Source organism: Sphingomonas sp. Leaf17 (assembly GCF_001421505.1).
In the GTDB taxonomy this organism is placed as follows: domain Bacteria; phylum Pseudomonadota; class Alphaproteobacteria; order Sphingomonadales; family Sphingomonadaceae; genus Sphingomonas.
On record NZ_LMKL01000008.1, the window covers coordinates 286,643 to 308,381 of the forward strand.

The window sequence follows — 21,739 nt, forward strand, 5'->3', positions numbered from 1 at the left end:
AATATATCTACATACTTTACCCGGAAAGGACCGTGAACCACAGCCACACTCTTCGTATCCAAGCAGCCTTTCGCGATTTTGCGAAGATCGACCATTGGGTCGCTCCGCATGCCGTGACGCTGACAATGAAGCAGGGTGTGCCTGTCGCTAACGGATACCGTTCAACGATGGCGTTTCTCGATGCCGACAAAGCATCCCAGAACATGAGCCATTTCCATAGCCTGCTCAGCCGACAGGTACTCGGTAAACCTGCATCCCGGTTCGGTACGCGCGTTAGGATGATCGCTGTGCAGGAGCGGAGCAAGGAAGGTCGTCTTCATTATCATGCGCTGATCGACTGCCCTCGCGCCGACCTGCAAGACGCCTTTCCCGCTCTTATTCAAGATACCTGGGTTCGTACCCAGTGGGGACACCGTCAGAACGATATCCAATCGGATGCCGACGACGGTTTCAAACTATATTTCAGCAAGTTACGTGACAAGCCCAACTACGCCGACGCCGTAGATTGGACCAATTATCACAATCCAGATTGACGGGTATAAACCCCTTTCGAGACTCTTGCCTTCGCCGACCTGCCCCTCTTGGTTCGAAAATGCCTTTCGGACCTTGATTAATAGCTATGTCTAAAACATTTCTAGCAAGTCATTCTAAAGACTATCTAAAAGACGGTTCTAAAACATATCTGAAAGACGATTCTATAATTTCTTATAACAAACCTCTTATATACCCCGTTATAAAAATATGACTTAGTCATCCGACGAAGTCGGTTTTGGTATGTCAGTTATATCAGGTTCTATCTGTCAGGTATAAGCTGGTTCTATAGGACAATTTTAGACGTCATGATAGTTTGATAGTGTCATGTTATATCGTTTTTTATATGAAACCATCTAAGTTTGATTGGAGGCTATTATTGATACGTTTTACGTTCTTGTTGATCGTTTTTTGATTATCGAACGACCGTTAAAAACGGGATTAGAACGTCGATTGATCGTTATTGGTAGGATCTAACGTTTTGGCATCGGATCGGTCGCTGACGGCGGTTTAAAACGCGGTATTTCTGGGATTGCCGGTTCAATCGGGTTCCGTCGGATTGTGGATCGATCGCAATGACTGCTGAGGGCTGGAAAGCAGCGCCTTCCGCCTTCCCTAATTTCAAATATCCATCCAGCCGAGCAAACAGCTCCATAAGCGCTCTCTCACGAGTGCCGAGATAGCGAACTTTGATAGAATGTGGACAGGCAGCTTTTCAGTGCGCGTATGCACATTGCCCGCGCGCGAGACATATCGTCTGCGTCAAACTGCGCGGCGATGGTTTCTATTTTGCGCGTGTGAACTGAACATCGCTCCGGTATTCTGGCAAAGCCTATTCGCATTTGTTACGGCAAGCCAACGAGTGTCCGCCTGATACGGGTTTCTGCGTCCTTCACCCGCTTTGCCACCTTCCTGCACTGCCACCATATGATTGCCGAGCAGGCCGCGAAAATAGCCGTGGGTAAAACGAGATAGAAGCCGAAAATGAACCACATGCCATCTTGCCGTGCCGGTAGATTCTGCCAGACCGTACAGTAGCCGAAGTAGGCGATACTAACCGCGAAAAGCGCGAATAAAATCGGCAAAAGGCGGCGGTTGAAGTCGTGGAAGCCAATCTCAAGGCCGCTTACCTCGCCGCTCAGGCTGCGGACATTGGCTATCTCAATCCGCATGTCCTTGGCTGTCACTGCGCCAAGCAGGGTATTCACGCGCCGCGACAGGCCTGAAACGCCAGTGACGGATACGGCTTGAATTACTGCTAACGCGAGATACAGTCCTACTCCCACCGTTTGGACGTTGGCCAACTGGGCGAATGTCAGTCCGCTTGTCGTTGTCTGCCAAGGCCATAAGTCGAAACACACGTGAAAATTCCTGCTGGTGCCCTCTCCAACGTCCTTACAGCGCGTGGCCTCAACTTGGCTACCCTCGCGTCCCGTAGCGGCGTCGCACAATCCGAACTGGAAAAAATCGTCGACGCCGGTGGTGATCTGGACGACAATGATATTATCTCCATTGCGGATGAACTAGCCGTCCCGCTTCAGGCTCTTTTTACCCAGCAGCAACTGCCTCTGTTCTCTTCTGTTGATTTTCGTACCGCTAGTCCAAAAATCAGCCAGTTCGAGAAAGGCACGCTCCAAGCCATCAGCTATGTTGAACGACTGTCGAGTACCTTGTCTGCGTTAGATCTCGATGTTGGCCTGGATGATAGCATCGAGCAAATTAAACCAACCACTTACTCGAACCAAGAAGCTATCGAGCTTGCGGAAAAGTGGCGCGCCCGGTGGGGCATCACCGATGATCAGCAGCTGGATTGGCAGGACGCAAACAAGATTTATGTCAGCTTGCGGGGCTTCATAGAAAGCCTTGGCGTTCTTGTGCTGCATCGGCAGTTCAAGAACGATGAAGCTGCTGGCTTATACGTCCACATTGATGACGGCCCACATACCATCGTCATCAATACGACGAACAGCAGCAAAGCACGTAAGCTTTTCACGCTGGCTCATGAGTTCGGCCACGTTCTCCTACGGAAGGAAGGTGCCTCCAATCCGTCGATCATTCGGAACAGGGTTGAGCGCTTCTGTAACCGGTTCGCGGCGTGTCTTCTCGCGCCAAAGCGCCTCATCAAGGCGGCGCTCACGCGCTTCCGCTTCACGCCAATCCCAGACGAAGATTTCATTCGCTTATTCGCCAAGAAGCTCGGGATCAGCCAAGAAGCCACCTATGTTCGTCTTGTTCAGACAGACTACCTTCGCCGGGAAGAATACAAGGCATGGAAAGCCAAGTTCGGCAACCGAAACTATGTCCCATCAGGCGATCAAGGGGAAAAGAGCACAGGAGGAACTCCTGACCCGTTACGTGACAAGCGCACGCAATATGGAACTCGTTTGCTCGGTCTCCTTAAGCGCGCTCGTGCCACAGAACAGCTGGATGAGATCGATATATTCCGCCTTAGCGGCTTGAAACCTGTCTACCAAGATCAGCTTTTCGGGATTGCCTAGCGGATGCCGGCAGCTTCAGCTAGCGCCGTAACGCCGAAGTGGGTTATCGACCTGCATGGGATAAAAGACGCGCTTACGACAACTTCGAACTCGGCAAAGACACGAGTGCTTGACGCAATCCGTAATGGCGAAATGCTAATTATGCGATCGGTTTCAGGAGAGTTAAAGGATCTATACCCGCACCTGTGGCCAGCATTCTCGACAATATCACCCAAAAAGTATGTCCCGACGACCGTTGCGAACCATAAATCCGCGACAGCATTGCAGGAGTTGCATGGTTCCGGCGTTTTCGGCGGTTTGCCGCTGTTCGCGCATTTCGAGGCGGTGTCGGTGGCACGGTCGAAGGGTTGCAAGCTGGTGTCGGCGGGTAAGGGATTGAAGAATTGCAAGCAGATTGCGAAGGGCTGTGGAATCCCTGGCTCGGATGTTACCGACATCAACGGAGTCTGACCACGATGACCTTCGCTGACCCCCCGGTCGTGCCGCGTGAACGAGCGTCCGTTACTGCCAACTGATATTCTGAAACGTCGATTTTTGCTTTCCACACACCTCGAACGCTGCGGCGTAGATGACGATTGAACCGTCGTGCTGCCCGTGAAACCGATCGTTGTCACAATGTCAGCTATCGGTGACCCAAGTGTCATGATGGACACCACCTACCTGCCCGATCCGAACGATCGCTCCGCGAATTTCGAATTTGCGATGACGTTCAACGGGTATGAGCATTTCGGATCGTTCGAAGCGTCAGCGACTGCCGCCGGTTCGGGAGACCGATCGAGCCTGACGCTGATCCGGAACGAGCTGTTTTTCGTCGCACGAGCATCGCGTCACGGTGACGACGATAGGTATGTTGCCGTCTACCGTGAATTATTGCCGCTGTTTGCAGCGCACTACGACACGAAGCCCTGAGCGAACGGGCATAAGTACCCGGTACTTACCAGCCGAGGTCGAACCGATGAATACCCAGTCTTTACATACCCTTGTCAATTTCCGAGCATCAAAGCCGCTTTTGGAATCGTTCGATCGCGTTTGCCTGCTATCGGGTAAAACACGAACGCAGGTTCTCTCCGAAATGATGCGTCAGCGCGTCCTGCATGTCGGTTCCAAGCTGCCCGCAAAGCTGGAAACGCAGCGATCAATCGATGAACGGTTGAAGGTAGCGGTCGAGGGCCGTTCGTCGGTGCCACCTGCGGATTCACCTCGTACGTGGTCGGTCGGTGCGGGAGGTCGGGTCAAACCGTTCTCGTCGTTCGATCAGGTCGCATCGTGAGCATGCTGTCGAAGACCGTTGCGCCTAAGACGAAGGCCGAACTGATACGCGCGTTGCAATCTGCGTCGATCCGTTCGTTCGAGATATTTGAGCTTCATCAAATTTCGAATATCCCTTCCCCCGGTGAAATGAAGCGGATTGGTGCGACGGTTATTGTGCTTCGTTAGGCGAAATTCCGTCGCCGCATTCGTTCAAGCCTATGATTCAGGTGGTTCTGCACTAGCTCCAGATCCGCATGACGTCGGCCTGGTTTTTATGCCATAAACTCTGAATGAGCGATTCTGAGTTTGATCCATTAGCCGTCGAGAACGTGGGCGTTACGTTGGCTGTCCAACTGCTTGAGCAACCCACCACGGAGTTTCCGCCGCCATCTCGGTTCAACGGACCTGGGGTGTATGCTCTTTATTACACAGGTTCGAACCCTGCCTATGCCCCGTTGGTAGCCCTTGATAATGGGCGCTGCGCATATCCAGTCTACGTCGGTCGTGCCGCCCGAGAAAGTAAAAATCAGGGATTTAGCCCGCTTCCAAGTAAGGGGGAGGAATTATATAAGCGTATTAGGAAACATTATGATTCAGTAAGTCAGACAACGAACATACAGGCAATAGACTTCAAAGTTCGTTATTTGGTTCTTAAGCCCGCTTACATAAATCTCGCTGAATCGGTATTAATTATGGCGTTCCGGCCTCCCTGGAATGGAATGGGCTTGGGAAGCAATGTTACAGGTGGTCCCAGAATGGCTGGAAAGGGGTCGCTATGGGACTCGCTACACCCCGGACGTAAAGGACGCCCGGTCGGATCAGATGAGACTGCCAAGCTCGCTGCTGACTTGATTGCTCAACGGGTCGCAGAACTTTACGAACCCTCATCTGACCCTATCATTCGCGCTATGCACGAACGTATCATGCGTTTTGTATAAGGCAGCTCCGAACTTGGATCGCTACTGCCGCGCCCAGTTGGCACGGAACTGCATTCCCGAGCTGGCGCATGGCTTCTGTCCACGATCCGTGAAAGACCATTTTGTCGGGAAACGTCTGTAGTCGAGCGCTTTCCCGAACCGAAAAATAGCGAACCGAACCGTCTGCTCTGCGCAGCATATTTTCGCCGCCCGGTACGCCATGTACCCCGGCCTTTAACGTTTTTGCCGGCTCATCAAGTGGGCTGCCCGTATGCCCTTGATAAGACCGTGCTCCTGGTTGAAGCTTATGATCATGGTAACGACTTGCTACACCAGGACAAAGTTCAGGATCGGGTAAGTCGGTGATTGCGTCGCGTACCGTTTGCCAAGGCTCACCGGTCGGCATTTCCTGAAACCTACCTGCTCGCGCAGCGCTTCGACAGGAAGTAGACCGGTCCTTTTTGGCAATACGATGTTTGTCCCAGTAGAAACCGTCTCGATATTTTGACCATAAAAGAGCGTCTTGTGAATGAGTTGCCGCAGGGAAATGCCATTCGACTCCCGTATCAGCACGGAAGCCGACAATGAAAACCCTTTCGCGCTTTTGTGGGACACCATAATTCGCCGCGTTCAAAACGCGCATAACGACGTTATAGAGAAGACCATCGTGACGGCCCTTAGTCTCATAGTCTTCAAGCCGCGCCAAATGATCCAGCCACGGTTCTTCTTTTCGCGCAACCATGTCAGGGTGCCGCAACTGAAGTCGAATATACTCCAAATAGTTCGAAAACGCTGATCGTGTTAGCCCTTTAACGTTTTCGAATATGAACGATCGCGGTTTTAGCTCGCGTACAGACCGGATGGCTTGAGGAAACATATCTCGCTTGTCGAGGAACGCTTGGTGCTGCCCGCCAAGCGAAAACGGTTGGCAAGGCGGCCCCCCCGTTACGAGGTCCACCGGTCCGCTAAGTCCCTTAAAATCGAATAGGCTGACGTCCCCCTCTGTGAGAGGCCAGTCCTTCATAGCCGCTAAGCCACGGTCTTTGTTCTGCCTGATCGTGTCGCAAGCCCAACGATCCCAATCGACCACCGCGATCGGATTAAAGCCGGCTTGACTGACGCCGATACCGAGGCCTCCGGCTCCTACGAACAGCTCAACCGATTTCATCAAGAAATTTCCTAACCGTGTTCTGGATATGTTCGCCCTTACTGCACTGGCACTCCCACAATTCCAATACCTTCCAACCGCTATCCGTCAGGGACTGAACGGTCTCCTTATCGCGAGCGCAGTTACGCTCCAATTTTGGTATCCAAAAATCATGCCTCGATTTGGGTAGACGAGCTAGCTTACACTCGGGGTCGGGATGTCGATGCCAGAAACACCCATGAACGAAGATCACTTTTCGCCTGCCTGCAAATACCAGATCCGGTTTTCCCGGCAGATTTTTTGCATGGAGCCGGTATCGATATCCCATTTTATGGGTAGCTCGCCTCACGAGCATTTCTGGCTTGGTATCTCGCGACCGAACGCGACTCATTCTCGCGCTTCGTTCAGAGGGGGAGAGAGTGTCCATGATGCGCTAGAAAAGCTTCTCAATACGAGCGTCAAGAGCGTTCCATGTCGACGTTTGCGCGCTACCGGCGTCCAAACCCAACATTTCGCATTTTGTCATTTCGGCTTCCGGCCGGTGGAAATTTCGATAGCTCGCTGGCTTTGTTCCGACAACCGGGGAAGCTGTCTTGCACTGATTCGATATTGACGTGCCCCTACGTACGCTCGATGCAAGCGCTATGAAGCCTAGATGCACATGCAGTACGGGTAGCCGCTGGCTCGAAGAATCCCCCCAATCAATCCACGCTTACCGCGTGGAATGCATGAAGTGCGGCACGTTCATCAAATGGGGCGCGCATATCGAGTTAGATAAAATGATCGACGACGAGGCGGATTGCGAGGTTGTCACCTACGCAGAGCGCTCAGCGCCTCTTCCCGATCGACTTGCAGCTTTTGTGGTCGCTCCCGAATGAGCTGTGGATAAAATCGAATATTGAAAAGATCCCGTCCACGACAAACCAAGGTTTGCCTTTGACGGAGCCTCCGAATGACCCGCTACATCGCCTATTATCGCGTATCGACCGCCGCGCAGGGACGATCCGGGTTAGGTCTGGCCGCACAAAAGTCGCTGGTCGATGCATTCATCGGTGACAATGATCAGGTTCTAGGGGACTATGTAGAGGTACAGTCCGGCAAGTCGGACACGCGGGACGTGCTCTGGCAAGCGATTGCCGCCGCCAAACGTCTCGGTGCGAAAGTGCTGATCGCCAAGCTCGATCGGTTTTCCCGCAAAGTCAGCTTTATCGCCGGTATCATGGAGCAGGGTGTCGGGTTGGTCGTCGCCGACATGCCGCATGCGTCGGACTTCCAACTCCATATCTTCGCTGCGCTCGCCCAGGAGGAGCGCCGAATGATCTCCGAACGCACCCGCCTTGCGCTTGCTGAAGCGAAGAAACGCGGCGTCCGTCTCGGTGCCAACGCATCGGTCCTTGCGACCAAGCATCGCCAGCAAGCTATCGACCACGCCCATTCGCTTGCGTCCGTTGTCCAGCCGCTGGTGGACGAGGGACGGTCCTATTCGGCGATTGCTCGCCACCTCAACACGCTCGGTATCCCCACGACGAAGGGAGGCCGGTTTTATGCCGAGACGGTCAAGAACGTCGTTCGGCGCTTACCATTTGGAGAAACACCCTTATGCTCACGGAAAGGATTGGAAATGTAACGCTGACGCAGACCGTCGGATCACCATATTATTATGCCCGCTATCGTCACGATGGACGCCAGGTCGCCCGGTCGCTGAAAACCGACGATATTGGCAAAGCCCGCATCGACGCGCAGGCAATATCGGACAAACTGACGCCCACCATGAAGGCTGTACGAGGCGATAACTCGTTTCGTCGTTTTGCTGAGGACGTGATTGCCGCCGACGAACGCCGAGTTGCTCGTGGGGACAAGAACCCTCGCCTCGCGCTCGATCAACGTCGCATTCTACGGTGTCACTGCGACGAGCCTCTCGGCGACCTCGACGTTCGTCGGATCAAGACCGTCGCACTTGACGAGTTCGTCGAGGAGCTCCGGGATAAGGACCTATCATCGGCAACGATCAAGATGATCCTCGTCCTCGTCAGCAAGACGCTGCAAGCCGCCGCCCGTGCCGGTGCGATCGATCACGTTCCGTTGATGCCGAAAGTCAGCCTGAAGCAGAAGGTTCGTGGCTGGTTTTCGCTCAAGGAATATCAGGCGCTGCTGAAGGAGTGCAAACGACACGAGGATGCCGGGACGAAGGTGTACGGATACCAAATAACCGACGAGCTGCGTCGGTTCTGCACGTTTTCGGTCAACACGTTCCTGCGCCCGTCGGATGCGAAGCAGCTACGCCATCGTCACGTCGAGATCGTTCGAACGAAGGAAACCCAGTACCTCCGTATAACGACGGATTTTAGCAAGACCGTGAACACGCCGGTTGTCTCGATGCCGAACGCTGTCCCAATTTATGAAACGCTGCTGAAAGCCGGCAAGGCCGCAGGGTTCGGCAATCCGGACGATTTCGTGTTTATGCCGAAGTACAAGAACCGTACGTTCGTCATACGGAATCTCGGTCGTCAGCTCCGTACCGTCTTACGCTCTGCCGGTCTGTATGAGTCGACGTCAGGCGACACCCGAACGCTATATTCCCTGCGTCATTCAGCGATCATGTTCCGTCTGATCAAGGGGAAGGACATGTGCCTGCTCACCCTTGCCAGGAACGCACGCACTAGCGTCGAAATGATCGATCGCTTCTATGCTAAGCACCTGACCGCCGAGATGAATGTCGATGTTCTGCAAAGCATGCGATAACAATAAGGCCGATTCGGTCATATCTTCGCAGGTCGGTATTTGACCTGTAAGCAAATGTTTTTTCTCGAATAATTCCGAACCCGCGACACTTTAGAGCAGTCTCAGGCTTCGGATAAACTACCCTCGACCAACGTTTTCCAATTCAGGTCGAGCGCTACCGCTACATCAACGAGTTCGATGAAATCCAGCCGACGCTCGCCAGCCTCATATTTCGACACGAACTGCTGGCGATGGCCGAGCCGTATTCCCAAAGCGATCTGGCTGAGTCCTAGCTGCTCACGCTCCGCCTTCAGCGCCTCGACGACACGTAGGTATCGCTTGTCGTGAATACCCTTCGCCAATCGCCACCCTAAATCTCGGAAGATCGAGGGATGGCGACTGGTTGCGATTACCCCAAAACGGGGTAGCGTGGTTTGGCCGGGATCGTCCGGTAGCTAATAGAATAGGGACCTCGATGCGATTTATCGTCGATCTTTATCGGTACATCGTGTTCGCCATTCTCGCATTTCTGATCATCGGATGCGTTTTTGCCGGACTCGAAATCAACGAACTAATAGGACCGCAATCTCCCTACATGGCGTTCTACGTCATCGGTGCGCTCACCATCGCAATTGGATCGATTATCGGACTCGGTATCACCGCAACCTTCATCTCAATCCATGATCGCCACGTTGAACTGGTCGACGAGATTCGTATGTGGCGTGAGGAATTCTACGTGCCGGAAACCGTGGAATGAGTCCGAAATCTCAAATGCAAGCCGGTTTCGGCTTTGTCGTTGCGTGCGTACTAATTGGAACGGCGTTGAGCGCCGTGACCAACCACAATCGACAACGGGAAGCTGCAGCAGCGGTTCAATCAGTAAGCGAAGCAAAAGCGAAGGCAATGGAGGCAGAGGCTGATCGTCTAGATGCGCAGGCTGATGAGCTCGAGAGGATGTCGAACACAAGCGTTGACAATTCGCGTGCAGATCAATCAGAAACGGAAAAATCCCCAAATTCGGCAAACATTGCCGATTTGGATATACAAGAGAGCGTCAGGCCAACAGCGCAGCAGGAGGCTAAATATAACGCTCTTCCGTTGATCCAAAAGGCCTGCTGGATTCCTCATGTAATAGGGACTGCCGATCAGGAGCCATGCGACGGTCAGAGTTCGGAGGATGACGTGGTAGCTGCGGATCAGTTGTATGATCCAGCCCGTTATCTGAAATGATAGCGGGTGTAGTGAGTTAGCGACGATAGGCCATTTGATAAGGTAATTCGCGCACCAAGAGGTCTTTTTGCCGTTTAGCCCTTCGAACACGTTTTACAAATGGCCACCGCCGGGTACAAATACCGTTAAGGAGAATGCAATGTTCGTCGTCCTGGCCAGTTTCGCTGCGGTCGCGTTCGCTGCAATAAGCTGGGGTGGATTGCGCTCATCGGACAATGCGACAAACGGCGCGACACCCTTAGAGCTAACCGTAGCCTGCGTTGCGGGCGTCGCGCTTCTGGCCGGCGTTATCATTTGGCTTACGTCCGGCAGTAGTGACCAATGACATTTTTATGCACAAAGCAGCGAGGTCGGCGACTGCTGAGAGCGGCGCTGAAAGACATAGCCATATGGAAAGGGGGGAGCGCTCCACTCATATTAGCCAAACAGGCCACGCTGAAGTGGGTGACGCGCTAACTTGGAAAATGTGGAACGGTGTTTTCCTGCTCCCTCCCTCTCACCTCACTTCCGGAACCGCGTTTTGAACGCGGCAACAGCGCCTTCAATCTGCTTGTCCAACTCCCCTGCCCGCACTGCCTCCCGGACGGTTTCGAGCGCCGGGACGAGCTGCTCCCGACTGGCGATCCGAATAGCCGGTTTGCCCTTTGCCAGCTCAAGGTTGGTGTTGCCGTACTTGACCCACAGCAGGATCGAACCGTCCTGATCCTCGGTCCACCACGGACGAACACGAGTTTTCACGACCGTCTCTGAAACCTGTTCGCTCTCGATGTCACGGCTACGGCGATATTTGACCCGCTGGAATGACTGACCGGTCTCGGCAGCCTTTGCCAATTCGATCTGGTCGCCAATTCGATCGATCAGCTTCTGCCGCATCGATCCAATTCCCTTGACCCTCATTGCTGCTCGATCCGATGCCACCATTGTCAGTGAGGAAAGTACCGTCATCATCATATCTCCCTTGGTTGATATGATGATCGTCCGTTCGACGGGAGCATGAGACAACGAGGTTGTCTGTACGCCGATTGTGAAGCCCGCTCAGCGGGTTGTCATTCCGTCGTTTCGTCGGAACTCCACGAGACAGATTGTGAGCATTGTGAGTGTCATACGGGGTCAAACTGGGATGAAGAACGACGGTATTTCGGTGGGTTAGTCGTTGATCCGAGTCTTCGTAATGCGGGGGTCACAGGTTCGAGTCCTGTAAGCGGCACCACTTCCGGTCAAAACCGGGCCTTGCGGGAGACGGTCTTCTTTCATTCGCGACGTTCGCAGTCATCGGCGTTGCAAAGAAGCCGGACGGGCCATGCGCCCCCCCGGCCGTTCTTGGTTTTGGCGAGTATCCGCGCAGAGCGGTGGCCGCCCGTGGGTGTCTGGCTGGCAATCGAGGCTGCCGACCCCGGGATTGGTGGCCCTTTCCCCGCAGACAGCGGGCCAGTCAGGCGTGCGGGATCGGTGTGCCGGGGGCCGTGTCGATCACCAGCACGAGGCGCTGCCGGCCGGTGCCGGCGACTGGCGGAGACCGATGGACGATGGCCTGGTCGGGTGACCATTCCCGCCCCTTGAAGATCGCGACGTCGCCCGTGGCGAGCTGACGGATCGGCAGGTCATCGGTGACCGCTCCGCCCAGCAACGCGGCGGCGTCGACATTGGCCAGCCACTGGGTCGCGGGTCCGGCATAGGTGCAGATCAGTCGGGCCGTCACATAATCGGCTTGAAACCGGCGACAGGCATCGGTGTCAACGACCTCCAGCCGGATCGCCAGCCTATCGCAATCGAGCATCTGCGCAAGCAGGTCACCGAGCATCGTGATGTCGGTGGCGAGCATGGACATGACGGCCCCGGCATAACCCGCGTCCGTCAGCGCCCGTTCGACCGCGTCGGCCAACACCGCGACCGGGGATGCCAGGGCCACATCGTCCACCGCCGACAAGGCGAGCGACCCGACCGGCACACGGCCCGCCCCCCGGGACCAGACCGCCAGATTGACGTCCGCCCGGCGCACGGCGGACAGGATCGCCCGCCCCTCCCCGATGCGGACATGTTCCGGCAGGGCAAGCGTGGGCAAGGCTGATCCGGAATCCGGCATGATGCTCTCCGTCGAAGATGCGGCGGGCCAATCCGGCCTAGTGTTCCCGCCGGATCGGGTAGGTTCGGTGTGGCAGCGGGCGACCGGGCAGACGGTCCGCCAGCCAGCGCAGGCGGGCGTCCGGGTCGGCCGCGAAGGCAGGATCAAATGCCAGCTTTTCGGTGAACTCCGCCCGCACCGCGGCGTCCTGCGCCAGCAGCGCCTCGGCCAGCGGGGCGGCGACAAAGGCCTCTGTCCCCGGCGGCGATGCGAGCAGTTCGGGAAAGAATCCCCATGCGAGGAACGAGTCCGGCGCTTCCGGCTCCAGCAAGGCGGCGGCGAGCAGGCCGAGCGGTTGGTCGGACGGTACGCGGACCGTGCCGGCGGGCAGCGTTTCGGTGACGCGTTCGTGCGTGAAGGTCGCCTTGACCGGCAGTCGCCCGTCCTGTGCACGCTGCACCACCGGGTCGGTCACGCGGATGCGGTCGAGCGCCAGCGTGCGCGGGGCGGCGGTCGTATCGAAGCGGATGCCGTGCAGACGCAGCCGGTCGATCACCCCGGCCTGTTCCGCCGGTATCCACCACGCGGTCGGCAGCCTGACCGTCTCGACCGGCTCCTGTCCGATGATCGGCATGCGCAAGGTGATGGGCTGCCCGGTCCAGCGTTGCTCCGTCCGCCCGCTCGCCGGCGAGCGATAGGTGTCGAACGCGACGCCCCGGAACCGCTCGATCCAGCCGACCGGTTCCGCCGCGGGCTTCCAGCGCGTCAGCATGGTGGCGGGGCGGCTGGCGCGGTCGGCAGCCTTTGCCGCGACGATCCGCGCGGTGTCGGTGCCCGCGAGCGCCAGCGCGGCCTCCAGCAGGACATAGGTGCCCAGCACCCGCTGGCGATAGGGTTTGAGCATATGATTCTCGACCAGCACGGTCGGGACACCGATGAAGTCGCCATAGCCGGTCGAATAGCGCGGGCCTTCGGGGGCCTGGCGGATGCCCTTCTCGGGCGCGCGGGGGTCGATCGGGCTGGGGTAGATCGTCGGGATATGCCCGGCGCGTTCCAGCGTGGTCGTCACGCCCGGCCCGAACCGATCGGTCAGCCAGTCGGCGGTGGCGCGGTGATAGGCATAGCGGCCCCAGCCGGCATAGGTGAAGGTGATGTCGTACTGCATGTCGAACCCGTCGCTGACATGGCAATCGACATACAGGATCGGATCGAGCCGCCGCAGCAGCGCGATCATCGCGCGCGTTTCCGGCGCATCGGCCTTGGCATAATCGCGGTTCAGGTTGATGCCGCGCGCGTTGGCGACATAGCCCTTCTCCAGCGGTCCGCGCAGCGCCGGGAAGTTCCAGCGGCTCGCCATCTCGTGCCCGTCGATGTTGTAGACGGGGACGAACACCAGATCGACCGTATCGAGCAGCGCGTCCTTGCCCCTGAGCGCGATGTCGCGCAGCAGCATCAGCCCGGCATCCTTGCCGTCGATCTCGCCCGCATGAATGCCGGCCTGGATCAGCACGACGGGTTTTCCCGCCCTGCCCTTGCTGGCGCGGACCATCAGCATATCGCGCCCTTGCGCGGTGCGGCCGAACGTCTCGATCCGGATCAGCGGCGATGCGGCGGCGAGCCGTTCCAGCCATGCGCGGGTTTCGGCATAGGGCGGCGTCGTCGCGAACCCGCTGCGTTCCGCCGGAGTGATCCATGGATCGGTCGCCCGCACGATCAGTCGCTCGCTCGCACCCGACCAGGGCAGCACGGGCGGCAGGATTGCCGCCGGCAATCCGGGCAGCGGCGCACCGGACTGGCCGATGGCGGCGGACGGGATCAGGATGGCGATGGCCGCCAACAGGGCAGGACGCATGGAGGCTCTCTTGAAATTGGCTTTGGAAACTGGCTTCAGAAACTGGCGCGCAGGCCGATCGTGGCGGTGCGCGGGGCGCCCGGCTGCACCCAGACCGGCGAATAGCTGTTGGCGTACCAGTCCGCATCGAACAGATTGGCGACCGAGCCGAACAGCTGCACGCCCTCGATCAGATCGGCCTGGCCGAATACGCGGAACAGGGTGTGCGACGGCAGGGTGAAGTTGGTTCCCGTCTCCCCACTGCGCGCACCCAGATGCTGGACGCCCGCGCCGACCATCGCGTCACGCGCGCCCAGCATGAAGCGTTTCGCAACCTGCATGTTCACATTGTGCTTCGGAATGTTGATGAGCGGGTCGCCCGGCCTGATCTGGAACGAAAAATTGGGGTCTAGCACCTGCGACCGCGCCTCGGCATCGGTATAGGCATAGCTCAACAGGATTTCGAAACCACCGGGCAGCCGGCCGTTCAGATCCGCCTCGATCCCGCGGCTGCGCGCCTTGCCGATCGCGACCGCGAAGCCGGGATTGAGCGTGTCGGTGGCCAGCACGTTGGACTTGTCGAGGCTGTAGGCCGCGAGTGTTCCGGTCAGCCGCCCGCCCATCGCGGTCAGCTTGACGCCCGCCTCGATCGACTTGCTCGTCTCCGGCTCGAACACGTTGCCGGTCGCATCCGCCCCGATGTTGGCGCGATAGCCCTCGCCATACGCCGCATAGAGCGACAGCGGCGCGCCGAGTTCATAGACGACACCGGCCTGCGGGCTGAAACGGCTGCGCTTGCGCCGGCCCAGTACGTTGGTCAGCCGGTTGTCGACCCGCAGCAGGAAGTCGTCGTACCGCCCGCCGATACGGACCTGCAACCGGTCGGTCAGGCTGATCTGGTCCTGAACATAGGCACCCATCGTGCGCTGCACGTCCAGCCGGTTGGTGATCGGCGCGGTGACCGGTACCGGAAAGCGACCATAGACGGGATTCTGGATATCCAGGACATAGCCCGCCCGATCGGTCGTGGTGGGCGTCACCACCGGTCCCCGAAACCGCGTGAACAGCTGGTCGGTATCGAAATAGTCGAAATCGCCACCGATCAGGACGCGGTGGCGCAGCGCGCCGGTGGTGAAGTCGCCGGCCAGTTCGGCGCGCAGGACGCTGTGTTCGGACGTATAGCGCCGCGTGCGACGCTGGCGCGACAACGACCGGCCATCGACGTACAGCTTCTGGCGCGATCGTACCGTTTCCGCGTCCGACGAAGCCCCGGTCAGCCGCGTGTCGCGGTGGCTGGCCCCGACCGACAGGCTCCACGACGGGCTGAAGTCGCGCTGCACGCGCAGCTGATGCCCGGTGGCGCGCGCGACCGTGTCGCCATCGCTCGGTTCGCCCAGAAAGCGCGAGCGCGGGACCGTGTCGAAATTACCGTTCAGCACGACAATACCGCGATCGAACGGCACCTCGACGCGGGTCCATTCGAAGTCATAGGTCAGGCGGGTGGCGTCGCCGATCTTCAGCCCGATCGAGGGCAGGAAACCCCAGCGCTTCTGTTCGGTCGTATCGCGGAAACTGTCGCCGCTCTCGGCGTAGCCGATCAGTCGCGCCGACAGCGTGCCGGTCAGCGACAGGTTGGCATCGCCCTCCGCCCGGACGATATCGAAGCTGCGATATTGCAGCGACGCGGTGCCGAAGCTGCGGCCGATCTCGGCCTGCTTGGTCACCAGGTTGATCGACCCGCCCGGTTCGCCGCGCCCGAGCACGGCGGCGGCGGGGCCTTTCAGCACCTCGACCCGTTCGATCCCGGCGACATCGCGCTGTCCACTGAAACCCCGCCCGGCGTTGAACCCGTTGACCAGATAGCCGCTCGGCAGGTTCTCGTCCCCGGTGAACCCGCGCACCGCGAAACTGTCCCACAGGCCGCCCAGCGTATTCTGCCGCACGACCGATGCGTTGAGATCGAGCGCGTCGGTCAGTCGGGTGATGGCATTTTCCTCGATCACCGTGTCGTCGATCGTCGCGATCGCCTGCGGGATCTCGCGCACGGCGAAATTGCCGCGATAGGACTGGCGGACGCCGGTCACGGTGATCTCCGCGCGCGCGCCCTCGGGCTGCGTGTTCTCTTTGGTCTGGCCGATGGCCGGGGCACACGACAGGGTCACGGCGAACGGGACGGTCGCAGTCAGCAAGACGGCGCGCGTAGAAAGACGCAAGACAGGAACCCCTTTGGTGGACTGGATCCGGGGGCAACAGGTCGCCTCCCGCTGCGCCGCCTATGAAGGTTATGATGTAACATCGTCAATGATATCTTGTTACATTGATCGAATGACGCCATTGGGTTCGCCCATGACGACCAACGACCAGCCGATACCGCCGACCGATCCGATCCTGATCGCGGACCTGACCCTGTCCTATGGCCCGACCGCCGTCCTGAACGGGCTGTCGTTGCGGGTGCCGGCGGGCAGCATCACCGCGCTGCTGGGCGGGAACGGGGCGGGCAAGTCGACGACCCTCTCGGCGCTGCTCGGCTTCACCCGGGCACGGTCGGGCAGGATCGCGGTGTGCGGGACCGATCCGGCGACGAACCCCGACGGCGCGCGCCGCCACATCGCCTATCTGCCGGAGAATGTGGCACTCTACGAGCATCTGACGGCGGTCGAGAATGCCGATTACCTGCTGGCCCTGTCGGGCGAACGAAAGCGCCGGGATGCCATTACCGGGGCGCTGGCGGCCGCCGGTCTGCAGGATCCGGCATGGGATCGTCGGCTTGGCGGTTTTTCAAAGGGTATGCGGCAAAAGGTCGCGATCGCGGTCGCGCTGCTGCGCCAGGTTCCCGTGCTGCTGCTCGATGAACCGACGTCGGGTCTGGATCCGCGCGCAACCGCCGATTTCAACCGGTTGCTGGTGCAGGTGCGCGCGCGCGGCACGGCGGTCTTGATGGTGACGCACGACCTGCTGTCCGCCGCCGATGTCGCCGATCGCATCGCCTTTCTGGAGGCGGGCCGGGTCGCGCACGAAGTTGCCGCCGATGGACCCGACCGGTTCGACGTGCGCGCGCTCCATGCCCGGTTCCAGCACGGCGATGGCGGATCCGCGGCATGAGTCCCGCCCGGTTGCCCCACCTGTTGCCCCAGTTGTTGATCGCCCGCGACGAATTGCGGCTGATGGCGCGCAACCGCGTCGCCGTGATCGCCTTCGTGCTGGTCGTGCTGCTGACGCTGGCCGCGGTGGTGAGTGCATGGGCGCACCAGCGCGGGATCGCAGATCTGCGCGCGCGCCATGCCGCGGCGGCGGAGGCCGCGTTCAAAGGCCAGCCCGACCGCCATCCCCACCGCGTCGTGCATTATGGCACGTTCATCTTCCGACCGCTGGGGCCGCTTGCCGCGTTCGATCCCGGCGTGGATGCGTTCACCGGCAACAGCATGTTCCTGGAGGGACATCGCCAGAACAGCGCCAATTTCGGCGATGTGCGGCAAAGCTCGCTGCTGGTCCGGTTCGGCCAGCTGACCCCGGCGTTCGTCGTACAGGTGGTGGTGCCGTTGCTGCTGGTGTTCCTGGGCTATGGCGCGCTTGCCCGCGAAACCGAACGTGGCACGTTGCGCGTACTGATGTTGCAGGGCGCGACCCGCCGGCAGATCGTCGGCGGCAAGCTGATGGCGCTCGGCGTGGCGGCGTTGCTTGCCGGGTTGCCCGCGATGATCGGCCTGGTCGCCATTGCCGGCCAGCCCGGCGCGATGACGCTGTCCATCCTGACGATCGCGCTTGGCTATGCCGCCTATCTCGCGCTGTGGGCGATCGTGATCCTGCTCGTGTCGGCCATCGTCCGGCGCAGCCGTGATGCGCTGCTCGCGCTCGTGGCGATCTGGGCCGTCGCGGTCGTCCTGCTGCCGCGTGTCGCCCCCGACATCGCCAGCGCCGCGATCCCGCTGACCAACCGGTTGCAGACCGAAGTGGCGGTCGCCCGCGACCTGCGCACCCTGGGCGACACCCACAACCCCGACGACCCGCATTTCGCGCAGTTCAAGCAGGCGCTGCTCGCGCGCTACGGCGTCGCCCGGGTCGAGGATCTGCCGATCAACTACAAGGGCGCGCTCGGGATCGAGGGGGAACGGCTGACAGCGGCACTGTATGGCCGCCATGCGACCGCCAGCTATGCGGCGCAGGCGCGGCAGACCGCGCTGGTCGACAGGGTCGGACTGCTCAGCCCGACCATCGCGCTGCGATCGCTGTCGATGGCCGCGGCGGGCACCGACTTCGCCGGGCATCGCCGCTTCCTCGAACAGGCGGAGGCGTATCGCTATGCGCTGGTCCAGCGGCTGAACCGGATGCAGATGGAACATGTCCGCTACGACGACGACAGCGCCACCGATGCCGGGGCCGACCGGCGCAAGCGGGTTACGGCGCAGCACTGGCAGGCGATGCCGACATTCCGGTTCGACCCGCCCGCCGGTCGCGATCTTGCCGCCGGTGCCTTGCCCGGTCTTGTCGTCATTCTCGGCTGGCTGGCGGCGGCGGCCGCTGCGCTGGCGTTCGCGTCGCAGCGGCTGGGAGCGCGGTGATGAACCTGGTCCGCCATGAACTCCGGCTCCTGCTGCGCCAGCGGCTGACGGTCGGCGCGCTGGCCCTGCTGGCGCTGCTCTCGGTGGCGGCGCTGGTCGCCGGCATGGCCGAAATCTCGCGACAGCGCGCCGCCATCGCCGCGATTCCGGCGGCACAGGCCGAGGATATCGCCGCCGTCGCGGCCTATGTCGACCGGACGAAGGACGCCGGCAGCGCCGCCTATTACAGTTTCCACCCGACATGGGACGCCCCCGCCCCGCTCGCCTTCGCGGCGCTCGGCATGCGCGACGTGTCGCCCTACATCCTGCGGGTCCGGGCGCTGGGACTGGAGGCGCAGATCTATGACGGCGACACCTTCAATCCCGAACTGGCCTTGCCCGGGCGGTTCGATTTCGCCTTCGTCCTGGTGTTTCTCGGCCCGTTGTTCGTGATCGCGCTGTTCCACGATTTGCGCTCGGGCGAGCGCGAGGCGGGGCGGCTGCGGATGCTCGATGCCCTGCCCGATGGGGGACAAAGGCTGTGGCGTCGCCGGACGCTGCTGCGATGGGCGTTGCTGTGGGCGGCGCTCGGCGTGCCGTTCCTGATCGCGGCGACGGTGTCGGGCGTCGCGGTGGTACAGGGCCTGATCGTGGCGATCGTCATTGCCGCCTATCTGCTGTTCTGGATCGCGCTGGCCGCCGCCGTCACCCGCCTGCGCTGGACGTCGGTCGCCAATGCCGCGACGCTGGCCGGGGCGTGCCTTATCCTCGTCCTGATCGTGCCCACGCTGGCCAATGTCGCGATCAACGCCGCGATTCCGCTCAACCAAGGGGCGGAAATCGCGATGGCGCAGCGCGAGGCGGTCAACGGGGCCTGGGATATTCCACGCGATCGCACCATGCGGCGCTTCTATGCCAATCATCCCGAATGGGCGGGATCGGCGCCGCTTGGGACCGCCTTCCATTACAAATGGTACCTCGCCTTCCACCAGAACGGCGATGAAAGTGTCGCGGGCGCGGTCCGTGCCTATCGCACGGGGCTGGAGACGCGCGACGCCGCGGCCCGCGCGCTTGGTTGGGTGCTGCCGTCGGTCGGCGTGCAGGCGCTGCTTACCCGGCTGGGCCACACTGATCTGATCGCGCAACTCGCCTATCAGGACCGCATCCGCGCGTTCCACCGCCGGCTGCGCGCGTTCTATTACGGGTATGTCTTCGAAGACCGCCCGTTCGGCATCCCCGACTTCAACCGCGCGCCGCGGTTCGCAAAATAATCTTCAGATAATCAAAAGTTTTTCGATTTGCCAATAAATGCATTTATTCGACAATTTAATAAATTATGTATCCGTAACGTACCGATCGGAACCGGCAAGCTTTACGGCCCCATTATAGAAACCGTTTTCCGACCTATCTATTCTCACTTTTTTTTCAAAAGGTTCGCCCACCATAACGATATCGTTGCCCATGTTGCGCGCATCAAGATCACCATCCTTGTCACCAAACCAACCGAATTTGGTTTTTCGGGTCAGAATGATCTTGGTCCCATTGATGGTGTTGTGCACCGCCTGGAACCGGTTGGGGGCAGGTGCCGATGCGCCGAATCTTATCGCCGCCATTGCACCAAGATTCATCCACACTCCATTGTAGCCGACACCGGAAACCGTACCTCCGGTAACGACATTGTCGCGCACCGACCGAACACCGCCATCGCCCATGGTAATGCCGGTCAATCCTGCATTATCAACAATATTGTTGCGCAGAACATTACCCTGCGCTCCATGAACAAGTTTTATTCCATGATCCCACGCATTACGAATGATATTGTCCGATATGACGCCCTTCGACCCGAAATTGTCGATCCCTTCGCTGACCGTGTCGATAATGTTTCCAATAACACGGGTACCAAATGTCTGGTCGTTGCCGATGTTGATTCCATCGGTTTGCATGGCGGTTGGCTTGCCAGGAGTAGCGGGGCCGTTGATCGCCAGAGACGCAAAATCACGCCCTTTCATGATCTTCTCGATCTTGTTTGATTTTATCAGCACATTGGCGCTGTTGACCCCCGGATACCGGTTGTTATCCAGTTCGATACCGGTTGACTGGACACGCCCGCGCCACTCGGCACCATCAATCGTCTTGAGCGAATTGTCGTAGAAATTATGAATATGATTCTCGCATATCTGTGAATCGCCAACCAACGATCCCGCCGTGATGCCGAACCCATTGGGTATGCCGGTCACCTCACAACCAAGCATACGGAAATCACGGACACCGACCGCGCTGATCCCGGCAAGATAGCGACCACCAACCGGATCCGACACGATCCCGATGCCCTCAAATCTGACGTCCTGACTGTCGACCGCAGCCGTCCCGTCAATCCGCAAAAGCGCGGCACGCGCGTTGTTCGTGATCGAACCATATGTCGATGCCGGGCGTACAGAATTAAACCAGGCCGGATGCATGTGCAGGTAGGGCCGGGATCCCGCGCCGTCCCAGACAATCCCTGTTCGAGATTTCTGCAACCACCGCAATTGCCCACCCACGGAGACATAGCTTCCTGAGCGCATGTACAGCACAACGCCATCCCTGATCGCGGTGTTGATGATAGCGGCATTGATCTGCGCTTGGGCAAGATTGACCGGACCTTCGACCAGGCCGGACAGGTCAGTGATGTAGATTCGCATGGAGAAAACCCGTCGCACGCCGCGCACCGTGCGGCATGACTGCAGATAGTCGTTGCCCGCCACCAAATCCATGATGTCGCGGGTTTTACGGGGCAACCGCGCGTCGCTGCCCGCGAACGCCAAGTAGCCTCAGACGTTACGCCGGATGGTGCCGAGGTGAGGGAGGGTTCTGCCGGTTGCGATATGTACCGCCCCCCGACAAAGTCTTCAGTCCAACGTTCGGCAGGATCCGGGGGGCGGCGCTGACCAGGCCTTCGTCGTGGCGGGCATCGAGGGGCCGACCACGCGCCCGCTCGCCGTCGAAAATGCGACCGCCGTGTCCGAAATACCGA

22 protein-coding genes are annotated in these 21,739 nt (G+C 59.3%); 13 read left to right on the top strand and 9 right to left on the bottom strand.

Annotation, left to right across the window (positions count from 1 at the left end):
* The first annotated feature begins 32 nt into the window (after positions 1 to 32).
* Positions 33 to 533, top strand: a complete 501-nt coding sequence (locus ASE75_RS15600) for a rolling circle replication-associated protein (RefSeq protein ID WP_156340481.1) — start codon at positions 33 to 35, stop codon at positions 531 to 533.
* 843 nt (positions 534 to 1,376) lie between these two features.
* Here the strand turns inward: ASE75_RS15600 and ASE75_RS13390 are convergent.
* Complete coding sequence (locus ASE75_RS13390; RefSeq protein ID WP_156340483.1) at positions 1,377 to 1,835, bottom strand: hypothetical protein; 459 nt, start codon at positions 1,833 to 1,835, stop codon at positions 1,377 to 1,379.
* Positions 1,836 to 1,892: 57 nt separating this feature from the next.
* Between ASE75_RS13390 and ASE75_RS13395 the strand changes: the two genes are divergently transcribed.
* The 4 genes from ASE75_RS13395 (at position 1,893) to ASE75_RS15225 (ending at position 5,218) form a co-directional block, all read left to right on the top strand.
* The gene (locus ASE75_RS13395) at positions 1,893 to 3,029 is read left to right on the top strand and encodes an ImmA/IrrE family metallo-endopeptidase (RefSeq protein ID WP_055934380.1); all 1,137 of its coding nucleotides are present in this window, start codon (positions 1,893 to 1,895) and stop codon (positions 3,027 to 3,029) included.
* A gap of 3 nt (positions 3,030 to 3,032) precedes the next feature.
* Positions 3,033 to 3,479 carry a hypothetical protein gene (locus ASE75_RS15605; RefSeq protein ID WP_162233742.1) on the top strand — a complete coding sequence of 149 codons (447 nt, stop codon included), beginning with the start codon at positions 3,033 to 3,035 and terminating at the stop codon, positions 3,477 to 3,479.
* A 192-nt stretch (positions 3,480 to 3,671) separates the two neighbouring features.
* Positions 3,672 to 3,938 (top strand): hypothetical protein, encoded by a 267-nt coding sequence (locus ASE75_RS13405; RefSeq protein WP_055934383.1) that lies wholly within the window; start codon positions 3,672 to 3,674, stop codon positions 3,936 to 3,938.
* Positions 3,939 to 4,570: 632 nt separating this feature from the next.
* Entirely contained in the window at positions 4,571 to 5,218 is a 648-nt protein-coding gene (locus ASE75_RS15225; protein WP_082463982.1) for an Eco29kI family restriction endonuclease, read from the top strand.
* Here the strand turns inward: ASE75_RS15225 and ASE75_RS15230 are convergent.
* Together ASE75_RS15230 and ASE75_RS15235 are read right to left on the bottom strand one after the other, a co-directional pair.
* Complete coding sequence (locus ASE75_RS15230) at positions 5,202 to 6,365, bottom strand: DNA cytosine methyltransferase (RefSeq protein ID WP_082463983.1); 1,164 nt, start codon at positions 6,363 to 6,365, stop codon at positions 5,202 to 5,204. The two genes, ASE75_RS15225 and ASE75_RS15230, sit on opposite strands and share 17 nt — an antisense overlap.
* Positions 6,352 to 6,771: a very short patch repair endonuclease gene (locus tag ASE75_RS15235; protein ID WP_082463984.1), complete on the bottom strand. Its 420-nt coding sequence runs from the start codon at positions 6,769 to 6,771 to the stop codon at positions 6,352 to 6,354. The genes ASE75_RS15230 and ASE75_RS15235 overlap by 14 nt, the downstream gene beginning before the upstream one ends.
* Positions 6,772 to 7,063: 292 nt before the next feature.
* On the opposite strand from ASE75_RS15235, the gene ASE75_RS15960 reads away from it, so the two are divergent.
* From ASE75_RS15960 to ASE75_RS13425, 3 genes are all read left to right on the top strand, one after another.
* Positions 7,064 to 7,222, top strand: coding sequence for a hypothetical protein (locus ASE75_RS15960; RefSeq protein WP_235512752.1), 159 nt, complete (start codon positions 7,064 to 7,066; stop codon positions 7,220 to 7,222).
* A 74-nt stretch (positions 7,223 to 7,296) separates the two neighbouring features.
* Positions 7,297 to 7,971, top strand: coding sequence for a recombinase family protein (locus ASE75_RS13420; RefSeq protein WP_055934389.1), 675 nt, complete (start codon positions 7,297 to 7,299; stop codon positions 7,969 to 7,971).
* Positions 7,944 to 9,086, top strand: coding sequence for a hypothetical protein (locus ASE75_RS13425; protein WP_235512753.1), 1,143 nt, complete (start codon positions 7,944 to 7,946; stop codon positions 9,084 to 9,086). Before ASE75_RS13420 ends, ASE75_RS13425 begins: the two co-directional genes overlap by 28 nt.
* Positions 9,087 to 9,187: 101 nt before the next feature.
* Here the strand turns inward: ASE75_RS13425 and ASE75_RS13430 are convergent, their stop codons facing one another.
* On the bottom strand, positions 9,188 to 9,427 hold the full coding sequence (locus tag ASE75_RS13430; RefSeq protein ID WP_055934393.1) for a helix-turn-helix domain-containing protein: 240 nt from the start codon (positions 9,425 to 9,427) through the stop codon (positions 9,188 to 9,190).
* A 113-nt stretch (positions 9,428 to 9,540) separates the two neighbouring features.
* Here ASE75_RS13430 and ASE75_RS13435 point away from each other — a divergent pair, with 113 nt between their 5' ends.
* Both ASE75_RS13435 and ASE75_RS15610 read left to right on the top strand, forming a co-directional pair.
* Positions 9,541 to 9,822: a hypothetical protein gene (locus ASE75_RS13435; RefSeq protein WP_055934394.1), complete on the top strand. Its 282-nt coding sequence runs from the start codon at positions 9,541 to 9,543 to the stop codon at positions 9,820 to 9,822.
* Positions 9,819 to 10,295 (top strand): hypothetical protein, encoded by a 477-nt coding sequence (locus tag ASE75_RS15610; protein ID WP_156340489.1) that lies wholly within the window; start codon positions 9,819 to 9,821, stop codon positions 10,293 to 10,295. Before ASE75_RS13435 ends, ASE75_RS15610 begins: the two co-directional genes overlap by 4 nt.
* A gap of 501 nt (positions 10,296 to 10,796) precedes the next feature.
* On the opposite strand, the gene ASE75_RS13440 is transcribed toward ASE75_RS15610, so the two are convergent.
* The 4 genes from ASE75_RS13440 to ASE75_RS13455 form a co-directional block, all read right to left on the bottom strand.
* Complete coding sequence (locus ASE75_RS13440; protein ID WP_082463998.1) at positions 10,797 to 11,240, bottom strand: DUF6641 family protein; 444 nt, start codon at positions 11,238 to 11,240, stop codon at positions 10,797 to 10,799.
* Positions 11,241 to 11,727: 487 nt separating this feature from the next.
* Positions 11,728 to 12,357 (bottom strand): DUF1826 domain-containing protein, encoded by a 630-nt coding sequence (locus ASE75_RS13445; protein ID WP_162233743.1) that lies wholly within the window; start codon positions 12,355 to 12,357, stop codon positions 11,728 to 11,730.
* 58 nt (positions 12,358 to 12,415) lie between these two features.
* Complete coding sequence (locus ASE75_RS13450; RefSeq protein ID WP_055934399.1) at positions 12,416 to 14,209, bottom strand: M14 family metallopeptidase; 1,794 nt, start codon at positions 14,207 to 14,209, stop codon at positions 12,416 to 12,418.
* A 35-nt stretch (positions 14,210 to 14,244) separates the two neighbouring features.
* Positions 14,245 to 16,401: a TonB-dependent siderophore receptor gene (locus tag ASE75_RS13455; RefSeq protein WP_055934401.1), complete on the bottom strand. Its 2,157-nt coding sequence runs from the start codon at positions 16,399 to 16,401 to the stop codon at positions 14,245 to 14,247.
* Between the two features lie 133 nt (positions 16,402 to 16,534).
* Here ASE75_RS13455 and ASE75_RS13460 point away from each other — a divergent pair, with 133 nt between their 5' ends.
* Genes ASE75_RS13460 through ASE75_RS13470 form a run of 3 tightly spaced genes read left to right on the top strand, consistent with a single transcriptional unit; the run spans position 16,535 to position 19,997 of the window.
* Positions 16,535 to 17,290, top strand: coding sequence for an ABC transporter ATP-binding protein (locus tag ASE75_RS13460; RefSeq protein WP_055934403.1), 756 nt, complete (start codon positions 16,535 to 16,537; stop codon positions 17,288 to 17,290).
* Positions 17,287 to 18,747: an ABC transporter permease gene (locus tag ASE75_RS13465; protein WP_055934405.1), complete on the top strand. Its 1,461-nt coding sequence runs from the start codon at positions 17,287 to 17,289 to the stop codon at positions 18,745 to 18,747. The genes ASE75_RS13460 and ASE75_RS13465 overlap by 4 nt, the downstream gene beginning before the upstream one ends.
* Positions 18,747 to 19,997 (top strand): DUF3526 domain-containing protein, encoded by a 1,251-nt coding sequence (locus ASE75_RS13470; protein ID WP_055934407.1) that lies wholly within the window; start codon positions 18,747 to 18,749, stop codon positions 19,995 to 19,997. The genes ASE75_RS13465 and ASE75_RS13470 overlap by 1 nt, the downstream gene beginning before the upstream one ends.
* A 63-nt stretch (positions 19,998 to 20,060) precedes the next feature.
* Here the strand turns inward: ASE75_RS13470 and ASE75_RS13475 are convergent, their stop codons facing one another.
* The gene (locus tag ASE75_RS13475) at positions 20,061 to 21,530 is read right to left on the bottom strand and encodes a NosD domain-containing protein (protein ID WP_055934409.1); all 1,470 of its coding nucleotides are present in this window, start codon (positions 21,528 to 21,530) and stop codon (positions 20,061 to 20,063) included.
* Between the last annotated feature and the right edge of the window lie 209 nt (positions 21,531 to 21,739).

Excerpts from the sequence above, each read along its gene's own strand:
- ASE75_RS15605 (WP_162233742.1), top strand. The coding sequence starts at position 3,033 with ATGCCGGCAGCTTCAGCTAGCGCCGTAACGCCGAAGTGGGTTATCGAC.
- ASE75_RS13405 (WP_055934383.1), top strand. The coding sequence starts at position 3,672 with ATGATGGACACCACCTACCTGCCCGATCCGAACGATCGCTCCGCGAAT.
- ASE75_RS15225 (WP_082463982.1), top strand. The coding sequence starts at position 4,571 with ATGAGCGATTCTGAGTTTGATCCATTAGCCGTCGAGAACGTGGGCGTT.
- ASE75_RS15230 (WP_082463983.1), bottom strand. The coding sequence starts at position 6,365 with ATGAAATCGGTTGAGCTGTTCGTAGGAGCCGGAGGCCTCGGTATCGGC.
- ASE75_RS15235 (WP_082463984.1), bottom strand. The coding sequence starts at position 6,771 with ATGGACACTCTCTCCCCCTCTGAACGAAGCGCGAGAATGAGTCGCGTT.
- ASE75_RS13420 (WP_055934389.1), top strand. The coding sequence starts at position 7,297 with ATGACCCGCTACATCGCCTATTATCGCGTATCGACCGCCGCGCAGGGA.
- ASE75_RS13425 (WP_235512753.1), top strand. The coding sequence starts at position 7,944 with ATGCTCACGGAAAGGATTGGAAATGTAACGCTGACGCAGACCGTCGGA.
- ASE75_RS13435 (WP_055934394.1), top strand. The coding sequence starts at position 9,541 with ATGCGATTTATCGTCGATCTTTATCGGTACATCGTGTTCGCCATTCTC.
- ASE75_RS15610 (WP_156340489.1), top strand. The coding sequence starts at position 9,819 with ATGAGTCCGAAATCTCAAATGCAAGCCGGTTTCGGCTTTGTCGTTGCG.
- ASE75_RS13440 (WP_082463998.1), bottom strand. The coding sequence starts at position 11,240 with ATGACGGTACTTTCCTCACTGACAATGGTGGCATCGGATCGAGCAGCA.
- ASE75_RS13450 (WP_055934399.1), bottom strand. The coding sequence starts at position 14,209 with ATGCGTCCTGCCCTGTTGGCGGCCATCGCCATCCTGATCCCGTCCGCC.
- ASE75_RS13460 (WP_055934403.1), top strand. The coding sequence starts at position 16,535 with ATGACGACCAACGACCAGCCGATACCGCCGACCGATCCGATCCTGATC.
- ASE75_RS13465 (WP_055934405.1), top strand. The coding sequence starts at position 17,287 with ATGAGTCCCGCCCGGTTGCCCCACCTGTTGCCCCAGTTGTTGATCGCC.
- ASE75_RS13470 (WP_055934407.1), top strand. The coding sequence starts at position 18,747 with ATGAACCTGGTCCGCCATGAACTCCGGCTCCTGCTGCGCCAGCGGCTG.